6 protein-coding genes and 2 pseudogenes are annotated in these 11,184 nt (G+C 55.3%); 6 read left to right on the forward strand and 2 right to left on the reverse strand.

What is annotated here, in order from left to right; all coding sequences use genetic code 11:
- Window positions 1-160: 160 nt before the first annotated feature.
- Together B3075_RS01310 and B3075_RS01315 are read right to left on the reverse strand one after the other, a co-directional pair.
- Window positions 161-2,209 carry a sialidase family protein gene (locus B3075_RS01310; protein WP_290491993.1) on the reverse strand — a complete coding sequence of 683 codons (2,049 nt, stop codon included), beginning with the start codon at window positions 2,207-2,209 and terminating at the stop codon, window positions 161-163.
- A gap of 146 nt (window positions 2,210-2,355) precedes the next feature.
- Window positions 2,356-2,868 (reverse strand): hypothetical protein, encoded by a 513-nt coding sequence (locus B3075_RS01315; protein ID WP_094137111.1) that lies wholly within the window; start codon window positions 2,866-2,868, stop codon window positions 2,356-2,358.
- A 189-nt stretch (window positions 2,869-3,057) separates the two neighbouring features.
- Between B3075_RS01315 and B3075_RS01320 the strand changes: the two are divergent.
- The 6 genes and pseudogenes from B3075_RS01320 to B3075_RS01340 form a co-directional block, all read left to right on the forward strand.
- Window positions 3,058-4,434 (forward strand): annotated as a pseudogene (locus B3075_RS01320) (sugar MFS transporter); the annotation flags it as partial.
- 577 nt (window positions 4,435-5,011) lie between these two features.
- Entirely contained in the window at window positions 5,012-6,790 is a 1,779-nt protein-coding gene (locus tag B3075_RS01325; protein ID WP_094137113.1) for an L-fucose isomerase, read from the forward strand.
- A gap of 192 nt (window positions 6,791-6,982) precedes the next feature.
- Entirely contained in the window at window positions 6,983-7,195 is a 213-nt protein-coding gene (locus B3075_RS10405) for a four helix bundle protein (protein WP_414631729.1), read from the forward strand.
- A gap of 24 nt (window positions 7,196-7,219) precedes the next feature.
- Window positions 7,220-8,644, forward strand: coding sequence for an L-fuculokinase (gene fucK, locus B3075_RS01330; RefSeq protein ID WP_290488760.1), 1,425 nt, complete (start codon window positions 7,220-7,222; stop codon window positions 8,642-8,644).
- Between the two features lie 19 nt (window positions 8,645-8,663).
- A complete protein-coding gene (locus B3075_RS01335; protein ID WP_290488762.1) occupies window positions 8,664-9,479 on the forward strand; it encodes a class II aldolase/adducin family protein in 816 nt (271 codons plus the stop codon).
- Between the two features lie 714 nt (window positions 9,480-10,193).
- Window positions 10,194-11,184: pseudogene (locus tag B3075_RS01340) on the forward strand (hypothetical protein); the annotation flags it as partial.

Here is an 11,184-nt window from a genome sequence, read left to right on the forward strand (position 1 = left end):
AGAGGGAGAGGAGCCGTTTCCTGCACGGTTTTCCGCCTTTAGCGGCAAACAATCTCCCGGAGCCCGGCGGCCAGGTCTTTTCACAAAAACACACCCGGAACAAAAAACGGGCCGTTCTCCAGAGGAAACGGCCCGTTCAACATGTTACCGGGAAACGGAATCAGCGCACATTTTTGGCGTTAAGAACATCCTTGTAGGGAATTTTCAGAAAATTCAGCGCCCCCTGGGATTCGTACAGCACGCCCACATGGTTCTTGTCTACCGGCGCCAGGCAGGAATACCCCCAGCCTTTGCGGGCATCGTAAAGGAGCCACTTGTCTTCCGGCCATGAACCGGCGTCATCCGTAGAGGCTTTCAGCGTCATGTGGGAACGTCCGGATGTGGTATTGGGATTGGAAAACAGAACCACTCTGCCCGCCCCCGGCACGCCGTCCACGGCAAGCAGGCTGCCCTGACAGACCGGCTCCTTCAGCTGGGAAGTGCGGTTGGTGGGGTGTTTTTCCCAGGTCAGGCCCAGGTCCTTCGTAACGCCCACTACGCGGGAACCGCCCCAGTTGCACCGGGCGTTGATCATGATGGAACCGTCTTCCAGCTCAATCACCTGGGCTTCCGTCGTCTGCTGGTTGACGCCCGTGCCGCAGTGCCAGGTTTTTCCCCGGTCTTTGGAATAAACAATGGTGGACCACGGCACCCCCTTGCCGTCCCAATACTGGGCGGCGAAAACCAGCGTGCCGTCTTTCATGCAAATGCCGTTGCCGGGGCCATTGAACAAAATGCGCCAATCCTTGTTCTTGGTCTGTTCCGTGATATTAATCGGCTTGGACCAGGTCAGGCCATCGTCATCGCTGTAGGCCAGCACCAGCTGTCCGCAGGCCTCCGGGGAATTGTCTCCGGACTTGCTGCCCCAGATGGAATGCCTGTGGCTCCATATGGCGGCCACCCAGATGCGCCCCGTCTTTTCATCCACCAGAATGGCCGGATCCCCTACGCCTTTGGTAGCCCCCAGAGAAGGGGCAATCCTGGAATCATCAATGGCGATCTTGACGTCAGACCAGGTACGGCCTCCGTCCGCGGAACGGCTTACGCCCACGTCAATGTTGGCAGGCAGGTCTCCGGCATGATTGTACCGGATATCGTACACGGCCAGCAGAGTTCCCTTCTTGGAACGGGCCAGCCCGGGAATACGGTAAAATTTGGAGTTGAAATCCCCATGCCTGACTACGGCCGCGCCGATGCGTTGCGCTACGGGAGCCGCATGGGCAACCTTCACCAGTTTATTGCCCGCCACAAGGCTGGCCGGACGCACCACCACCCTGCCGTCCAGGGAGGCTCCTTCTTTCATCGTCACGCAAGCCCACAGGTAATTGTCTCCGGGCTCCAGCTCCATGTTCCCCTTCACAGAAATCTGGGGTCTCGTGGAACCGGCAAGCTTTACCGTGCCAAGAACCTGGGAAGAGTCTTTCGGAAACGGCTCTTCCCCATGATGAACGTGGGGCTCCTCTTCCCCCCGCATGACAGTCACGGATGCAATGTCGGAAAGCTTCGTCGTACCCGTAAAATCCAGATTGACGGCTGTCAGAAACTGGGGATTTAGGCAGCCGTCCGTACGGACATTCAGGGAAAGAACAGGGTTGCACGGGATGCGCACCATCACCGGATAGGCGGAAGAGGCCATCTCCACCTGCGGATTCACCTTCATGGGAACACAGGGAACGATGAACAAATCGTCCAGCTTCATTCCCTTATTCTCCGGAGAAGTAAGCCTGAACAGCAGGGAACGCGTTCCGGCGGGAACACTGGCTTTTATCTTGGTATGAAACCCGCCCGTCCTGATATCCTTGCCGTCATAAATCTTCTTTTCTCCCTTCGGCCCTATGGCCACAATGGAAAATTCAAAAGGGGCCTGTCCGGTCCATCGTTCCGCCCAGGCAGACAACCGGACTTCTCTGGAAGGAATATCCTTCAAGTCCAGTTTCAATTCGGTATCCTGCCCGCCGAACATCCGCAGGGAAGATTTCCCGGATTTTCCTCCTCTCCCGATTTCCGCCACGCCGTCCCCGCAGGACATGGGGCCGTATTTGGTGGGAAGAGACGTGAACCTGCCTTGTTTGGCCTGCTCAAAGCTTTCCGTACCAAGAGCAGCGGGAACAGACAGCCCCAAGGCGCACAAAAGGGCCACCCCCGTTAATGTATTCAAAGATAAACGCATCGTATTTATGGTGTGTTTCGCTGGATATATACGCCGCTCATCAGGACAATCTTGCCCGGAGCAGCGCCATTTGCCGGTCCGTTTTCTAACACACGGCTTTCCGTTTCGTCCAGCTCCGCTTGAACGGCCTGAAGAAAGACCAGTCCCTATTTTCCCGTTTTTCCTTCGGAAAGAGCCGCCGGCTCCACGGAAATCACGGGGCGTTCCGGGAAAGAACTGGAGTTCCGGTGCATATAGTAATGGGCCCAGTGAAGAACCACCTTGTCCCCCGGTTTGAGGGCGGATATCTTCTTCAAAACATCCGCGCCCTGCAGAAGCGGCTTGTGCGCCGGATTAACGTCCACCATCAGCTGCTCCTGCTTTTCATCGCCGTACTTGCCCGGTTTCCGGTAATCCAGGTACTTGACGATCCGGAAAACGGCGAAATCCCTGGCGTGGTCACACTTGTCCGGACACAGGGAAGTAAGAAACATGCATTTCCGGTGAATCATTCCCGTAAACTCCGCTTCCGCCACATGATCCGACAACAATTCCCCTGAAGGCAGTTTCGCATCGCTTTGTTCATTTACCCTTTCCGGATCCGCAATGGGGGAATCTTCAGCCTGAACGCTCCAGAATCCCGCCAGGCCCAGACAGACTGCCAGAATGCTCTTTTTCATCTTTCTATCCCTAGCCGCCGCAAAAACACAAGTCAAGAAGAAAGAGCTTCTGCTGCGTACACTGACGGGGCATCACCCCGAAAAAAACATCCTTTTATTTTTTCTATCAACAGGTTGGATAATTTCTGGACTCTTTCAGGTTTCCAGATTGACGCACCGCCGTCCTTATGAGAAATTGGCAAAAGCAATATGGATAACAACCGTACCTCTACCGTGCCGATCGTTCCCCAACGGTACCGGCTGCCGTTCTTCATGCTGGTCTCCTGTTTTGCGCTGTGGGGCCTCCTGAACAACATGACGGACAACCTGGTCCCGGCATTCAGCAAAATATTCATGATCAATGCTTCGGAATCCGCCGGGGTTCAAATTTCCTTTTATGGGGCATACGCGGTGCTTGCCATTTTCGCCTCCATCCTTCTGGAGGAATTTTCCTACAAGGCGGGCGTCCTCATCGGACTGGGGCTCTACATGATAGGCGCGCTGTGCTATATTCCCGCCGCCATCGGGCAAAGTTTCGATATCTATCTGGCAGCCATCTTCGTGCTGGCCGGAGGCCTCTCCATTTTGGAGACCACCTGCAACCCCTTCGTTCTCTCCATGGGGGCCCAGGAAACGAGTGTCCGCCGTCTGAACTTCGCCCAGGCCTTCAATCCCATAGGCTCCCTGACGGGTATTTTCCTGGCCAAATATTTCATTCTGGCGCACTTGAACGATGCGGACATGGACACCCGCAAAGCCATGGACCCGGAACAGCTGAACGCCATTGTCAGCGATGAACTCTTCTGGGTGTGCGTTCCTTATGTGGGCCTGGTAGCCATCGCCGCCGTAATCTGGTTTTTCTTCTGCCGTTACCAATCTGACGATAAAAACGTGCCCACCCGGGAAAACACGCAGCCCCTTTCCTCCAAACTAGGCCGCCTGGGCCTCTGCATCGCCCTGATTCTCATCCCCTTCCTGTTCCAGTACTATTCCTCTTTCGAATTCAGCATGGTGCAGCAAATCCTGATTATGATGATCGGCCCCATCGCCTTCCTGCTCATCATGCCGGACTACCGTTGCCAGCTTATGAAGCTGGTGAAGCTTCCGCGCTACTTCTGCGGCGTGGCTGCCCAGTTTTTCTATGTAGGCGTGCAGATCGCCGTGTGGACGTGGACGATTAAATACATCATGTCCGTCTTCCCCGGAATGCAGGAAGCGGCAGCCTCCAACTACTATATCTTTTCCATCATCCTGTTTATCGTCTGCCGCGCCATCACTACGGCCCTGATGAAAAAATTTAACCCGGCCAACATGATGTCCCTTTTCGCCGTCGCCGGCATTCTCTGCTGCCTGGGCACCATCTATCTGCCCAGGGAAATCTCCGTCTGGACGCTGGTCGGCATCTCCGGCTGCATGTCCCTGATGTTCCCCACTATTTACGGCATCGCCCTGCGCGGACTGGGGTCTGAAGTGAAACTGGGAGCGGCGGGCCTTATCATGGCCATTCTGGGCGGTGCAGTCATTACCCCGTACATGGGGTCCTGGATAGACAACACCACAGTAAAAAACCAGGTGGCCTATTTTGAATCCATCAACCGGCCCCTGATCGCGCAGGCGGAAGCGGCAGACGCCCGCAAATCCTTATCCGGAGCCATGCTGGCGCTGTACAGGATGTCTGAAGCCAACCCTGCGGACGGAGAAGAACAGGCGAGGGCCGCCGGCAAATTCCAGAAAAACCTGGCAACTTTCCTTTCCCTTCCCTCCCTGGAAGGGGCAGCTTTTGAGCAGGCGGCCCAATCCCTGCCCGGCTGTTCCTCCCTCAAGCCCGAGGAACTGGCCGTTTTCAAAGCCAATCTGGAACGCCTCCCCGCTCCTGCCGGAAGAGAACAGCAAATTCAGCAATTCTCCCTGATCCCCGCTCTCTCCACGCTCTCCGGGAACCAGGCGGAAGTGCTGGACAACCTCATCGCCAGCCCCCTGGATATGAAGCAATTCCAGACGGCCCAGGAAAACTTTGTGGAAAAAGCGGTACGGTCATCCTTCTTTATTCCCATCATCTGCTTTGCCGTGGTACTAATCTACGGCTTCTTCTTCCGCAACACTCATCTGAAAAAAGAAGAAGAGCCTGCCCGGGCATGACCACTTCACATCACCTACGCAAAATATGAAAACAGCATTACCAACCATCGGAATCCGCCCCACGATTGACGGTCGCCGCCTCGGCGTTCGGGAATCCCTGGAAGATCAAACCATGAACATGGCCAGGGCGGCGGCGGCCCTCATTGAGGCCAACATCCGTCACGCCTCCGGAGAACCCGTTAAATGCGTAATCGCGGACACCTGTATCGGCGGCCCGGCGGAAGCCGCCGCCTGCGCGGACAAGTTCAAGGCCAACAACGTCGGCGTCTCCCTGGCCGTCACGCCCTGCTGGTGCTACGGCAGTGAAACATTTGACATGGATCCGTTCACTCCCAAGGCCATCTGGGGCTTCAACGGCACGGAACGGCCCGGCGCCGTGTACCTGGCCGCCGCTCTGGCCGGACTGAACCAGAAAGGGTTCCCGGCTTTCTCCATCTATGGAAAAGACGTGCAGGACGCCACGGACACTTCCATTCCGGAAGACGTAGCTGAAAAAATCCTGCGCTTCTGCCGCGCCGGCCTCGCCGTAGCCACCCTCCGCGGAAAAGGCTATCTCTCCATCGGCGGCTGCTCCATGGGCATTGCCGGTTCCATCGTGGACCAGTCTTTCTGGGAAAATTACCTGGGCATCCGCGTACAGGCCGTGGACATGACGGAAGTGCGCCGCCGCATGGACCAGAAAATTTATGACGAAGCGGAATTCGACCTCGCCATGCAATGGGCGGACTCCGTCTTTAAATTCGCCGAGGACAAAAACCGCCCGGACCTGAAGCTGGACGAAGCCGGACGCCGCAAAACCTTCAGGGAAAGCGTGCTGATGGCCATGATCTTCCGCGATATGATGCAGGGCAATCCCAAACTCAAGAAAATCGACCGCGAAGAAGAATCCCTGGGTTACCAGGCCATTGCCGGCGGTTTCCAGGGCCAGCGCCACTGGACGGACTTTTACCCGAACGGAGACATTGCGGAAACCCTGCTTAACTCCACCTTTGACTGGAACGGCCCGCGCGCCCCGCTTCCCTTCGCCACGGAAAATGACTCTCTCAACGGCGCCTGCCTCCTCTTCGGCTATCTGCTGACCGGACAAGCCAACGTCTTCGCGGACGTTCGCACCTACTGGAGCCCGGAAGCCGTGAAGCGCGTCACGGGTTATACGCTGGAAGGCCATGCCAAGGACGGCATCATCCACCTCATCAATTCCGGCTCCGCCGCCCTGGACGGCTGCATGGCCTGCACGGACAAGGACGGACAGCCCGTCATGAAAAAACACTGGGACGTCACCCCGGACGATGCGAAAACCATGATGGAGCAAGCCGTCTGGTGCCCGGCCAACCGGGAATACTTCCGCGGCGGCGGCTACTCCGTCCATTACGTCACCAGGGGCGGCGCCCCCGTCACCATGATGCGCCTGAACATCGTCAAGGGGCTCGGCCCCGTTCTGATCGTGGCGGAAGGCTGGTCCGTGGAGCTGCCTGCCGAGGTGCACAAAACCCTGGACGAACGCACCGATCCGGGCTGGCCGACCACCTGGTTCGCCCCGCGCCTGACCGGCAAGGGAGCCTTTACGGACGTGTACAGCGTCATGGCCAACATGGGAGCCAACCACGGAGCCTTTACTTACGGCCACATCGGCGCGGACATCCTGACGATGGCCTCCATGCTGCGCATTCCCGTATATGCCCATAACATTCCGGATGACCAAATCTACCGCCCCTCCGCCTGGGGTCTCCACGGCACTGCGGATCCGGAAGGGGCTGATTTCCGCGCCTGCGCCAACTACGGCCCGCTGTACGGGAAATACTGAAAACGAAAGGCAACAGTTAATAGGTAATAGTTAACAGCTTCGGATAAAACATGGCAGAAAGTCTCGTTTCCTCTAAAAGCTTTTCTTTCTCGGGCCGCATCATTCAATGATGCAGGCGCTTGAAAAAGCAGGAGGCAAGCGGGAATTGCCCATCCGGCTCATACGTTCCGGTACGGGCATTGCCGCCAATTTATCCGAAGCTGTCTATGGAAGCAGCAGAAGGGATTTCTTTCCCAAAACCCGCATATCCTGAAGGAATGTTCCGAGACGCATACATGGCTTAAACTGCCGCATGCCGCCGGAAGCCTGACGAAAGAGGAAGTATTCTTTATCGACCAGGACTGCACAGAAATCCTTAACATGCTCATTTCTATTAACAAAACAGCTCAACCGGATTCCTATTAACTTTTCACAATTAACTCTTAACTCATGTACTCCCTTTGCTTGGACTGCGGCGCGACTAACGTGCGCGCCATGGTTGTGAATGAACAAGGCGTCATTGTGGGGAAAGCCGCACAGCCGAACGCCACGCTGCCCGGTGAGGAAAATCCCGAATTTCATATCTGGGACGCCGACCGGATTTTCAAACAGCTCTCCGAATGTGCCGTGAAAGCCCTGGAAGGCCTGGATGTCAAACAGGTGGTGGCCGCCACGGTTACCACCTTTGGCGTGGACGGGGCGCTTGTGGATGACGCCGGCAATCTGCTCTATCCAGTCATCTCCTGGAAATGCCCCCGCACAGCGGAGGTCATGAAAAACATCGGCAAATATATCCCGCAAGAGGAACTTAACCGTATCTCCGGCGTGGGGGCCTTTGCCTTCAATACCATTTACAAACTCATCTGGCTCAAGGAAAACCGCCCGGAACTTCTGAAAAAAGCCCATGCGTGGCTCTTCATCTCCAATCTGCTGGCGTACAGGCTCACCGGCATCATGGCGACAGACCGGACCATGGCAGGGACCTCCCAGCTCACGGATCTGGAAACGGGAGATTTTTCCGAACTTATTTTGAACCGCCTCGGCCTGAGACGCAGCCTCTTTCCTGCCATCGTGAATGCAGGGGAAACTATCGGCCACCTTACGCCGGAAGCGGCAGACGCGATGAATCTCCCGGCCCTGGAGGGCATTCCCGTCATTTCCGCCGGGCATGACACCCAGTTCGCCATTTTCGGATCCGGCGCGGCAAAGGACCAGCCCGTCCTTTCCTCCGGCACATGGGAAATCCTGATGGCGCGCTCCGCGCAGGCCACGCTGACCCGGGAAGATTATGAGGACGGCGCCACAGCGGAATTCGACGCGGAATCCGGCCTGCTCAACCCCGGGCTTCAATGGCTGGGTTCCGGCATCATCGAATGGGTGAAAGCAGCCTGCTTTCACGGGGAATCCTATGACGCCATGGACGCGGAAGCGGCCGCCGTCCCTCCCGGCTGCGACGGCGTAACCATGATTCCGGACTTCCTGGCCTCCGGAGACCGGAAAGGCTCCATCAACGGCCTGGTGCTGGGAAGAACACGCGGCCATATCTACCGCGCCGCCATGGAAGCGCTCACCTGGCGGCTGAAATCCCGTCTGCGCCGTTTGGAATCCGTGGGCGGGTTCAAAAGCGAATTCCTTATCCTGGTGGGCGGAGGCGCCAGAAACAGCGTCTGGACCCAGATGAGGGCGGACATTCTCCGGATTCCCGTAAAAGTCTCTGAAGTTTCAGAAAGTACGGTATTGGGAGCATCCATGTTTGCCTTTGCGGGCGCCGGGGTGTACTCTACGCCGGAGCAGGCCCGGGACGCCTTCGGCATTACCTACCGGACATACATGCCGGGTTCCCAGGAAGCCGCCTACGAAAATCTCAATCAATAACACGCTATTACATCTCAATATGTCAGAAGACTGGTCAATCTCCCCCCCCCTTCCGGACAAAGTGTTCCCATGGGAAAAATACAATCCCGTCACGCGGGAGGAAGTGAATGAATTCTTCCATTCCCCGGAAATTCTGGTTATCAAGAAACGCATGTGCGACATAGGGCGCCGCCTGTGGAACCGGGAATATGTGGACGGCAACGGGGGCAATATCTCCGTGCGCGTGGCCCAGAATCTGCTGCTCTGCTCCCCTACCCTGTGTTCCAAAGGCTTCATGACTGTGGAAGACATCTGCATGGTGGACATGGACGCGCGCCAGAAGGCGGGCATACGCCCCTCCACCAGCGAGGTGAAAACGCACATTGCCATGATGAAATCCGTGGGAGTCAATGCCTGCATTCATGCCCACCCCCCGCACTGCAATGCTTTCCTGTTTGCCGGACAGGTTCCTCCCTCCGGAATTAATCCGGAAGCGGATATCTTCCTGGGACATATCCCGCTGGCCCCTTACGGAACGCCCGGTTCTCTGGAAACGGCCCGGGCTGTGGCGGAAGCTGCCAAACAGTCCACCGTCGTTTTCATGGAAAACCACGGAGTCATTACCGGAGCACGTGACGTGGAAGAAGCGGAATGGTTCATGGAAAATGCGGACGCCTACTGCCGCATGGTGCTGATGGCCGGCCTGCACAAAGCGCCTTTGAACCAGGTGGGGCCGGAAGGCGTGGCGGACTTCCTCGCTATTCGCAAATCCATCGGCTACGCTGTGCCGGACAATCAGCCCCTGTACAATACGGAAACCTACGCCGGGTACAGGCTGGGCAAATCCGGCAAATAACGCATTCACCGTTTTTCAAAGGGGTGCCGACATCTGCACTGCAAGGCACCCCTTTTCCCCCAGCTTTCTCCCTGCCCCGTTCTTTCCCGCGGCCCGCGCACACGGATAAAATCCGGCTCCCGGCCTTTTTGATGGGCGTTTATCCGTCTTCCTTACCACCTGCGTTACAGAAGGGTTCTTCATGCCCGCATCCATTGATTTCCATGATCTCCGGTGAAAAGGGAAATACAAAATTTCAACAAAAATTCATTCTCCGAATTTCCCCGGAAGGGAACGTACCCCCAAGTTGCCCGGAAACAACATTGGAATGCAATATTCTTCCATAAAAAGAATAAATAATTAAGGATAAAACGGTTCCAGATAATCTTCAAAGGTTTTCATGGCGCCGGGGAAAAGGGCTGCTGACAGCGGATTTTTAATCCGCTGTCAATCCTATTAATTTGATAGGAATTAATTTTTTCATATCGTTTTGGAAGATGTTTCGGGAAAAATGATAATAATATACTGATCATGAATATATAACAACGCAACTTCAACCAAGGGGTAAAACAGAAGGCTGCGCTTTTCCGGGTCACAAGACGCCGGCATTCTCCAGAAAAGCATATTCCAGAGAAATTAGAATATTTTCTAATATACTCATTGTTAAAACGTTATTTTAACAGCGGATTAAAAATCCTCCTATGATGCGGCGTCCTCATATTAATGATAATTATTATGAAAATTACTATTCCATTAACATTACGCCGTTTTGTCCTGACACACTTCCTTGTTGCCGTAACACTGGCTTCCGCCGCTACCGCGGCGGAATTCGTGGTGGATGCCTCCCAGACAACCAACAAGGACCGGAACGTATACGCCACGCTTCAGGAACTGGCCGTTTCCGGGACTCTGTCTTCCGGAGACACCGTTATTCTGCACAATGACGATGCTACTCTGGAAACCAGCCTGCCGGCCGCCGTCAATTTCCGTTCCAATGATTCGGGAACTTTCCGCACCATCAACCTGTCCGGGCTGGGTCTTGACAAGCAACTGTATGCTCCCGCAAAACAGCAAGGCAACGTGATTCTGGAAATGGATTCCATCATCTGGAGCAATTTCAGCCGGCCCCTCATTACTGATGAGTTAGAGGCTTCTTCCATAAAAATAACGGGCCGGGTCCAGTTTACCCAGTGCGATGATGGATACTACGTAGTGGAAGTTAGCACTCCCACAACGTTTGGAGACGGTGTCGTTTTCCACAACAATACTCGTGTTTCAGACGTTGCTGGGAAATCTGCCGGGAACGGTGGATTGATTATGAATATCGACAATCACCTGACCATGGGGAACGGAGCAATCTTCTCCGGCAATGTGATTATATCCACTTCGGAATACGACCTGTATGCTGGTGTGCTTTATAACAGCGGGGGGAGCGTGACCATAGGGGACAACGCTACCTTTTTCGATAATTCGTCCAGAATCGCCAGCTATCGTGGAAGCCATATCTATGGCGGGTCCATTTACAGCTACGGCGGAACAGTCACTCTTGGAAGCAACGCTGTTTTCGCCAGAAATCAAGTTATTAATTCATCACAGGACGCTTTTGGAGGAGCAATTACTTCCGCCGGCTCCGATCTTATCTTCCAAGACGGGGCAACATTCATGAACAACTATGCCACAACATCTGGAGGAGCTATTCACCTTTCCTCAAGAGCAGCCCTTTCCC

Source organism: Akkermansia sp. UBA7090 (genome assembly GCF_002493465.1).
Taxonomy (GTDB): Bacteria; Verrucomicrobiota; Verrucomicrobiia; order Verrucomicrobiales; family Akkermansiaceae; genus Akkermansia; species Akkermansia muciniphila_A.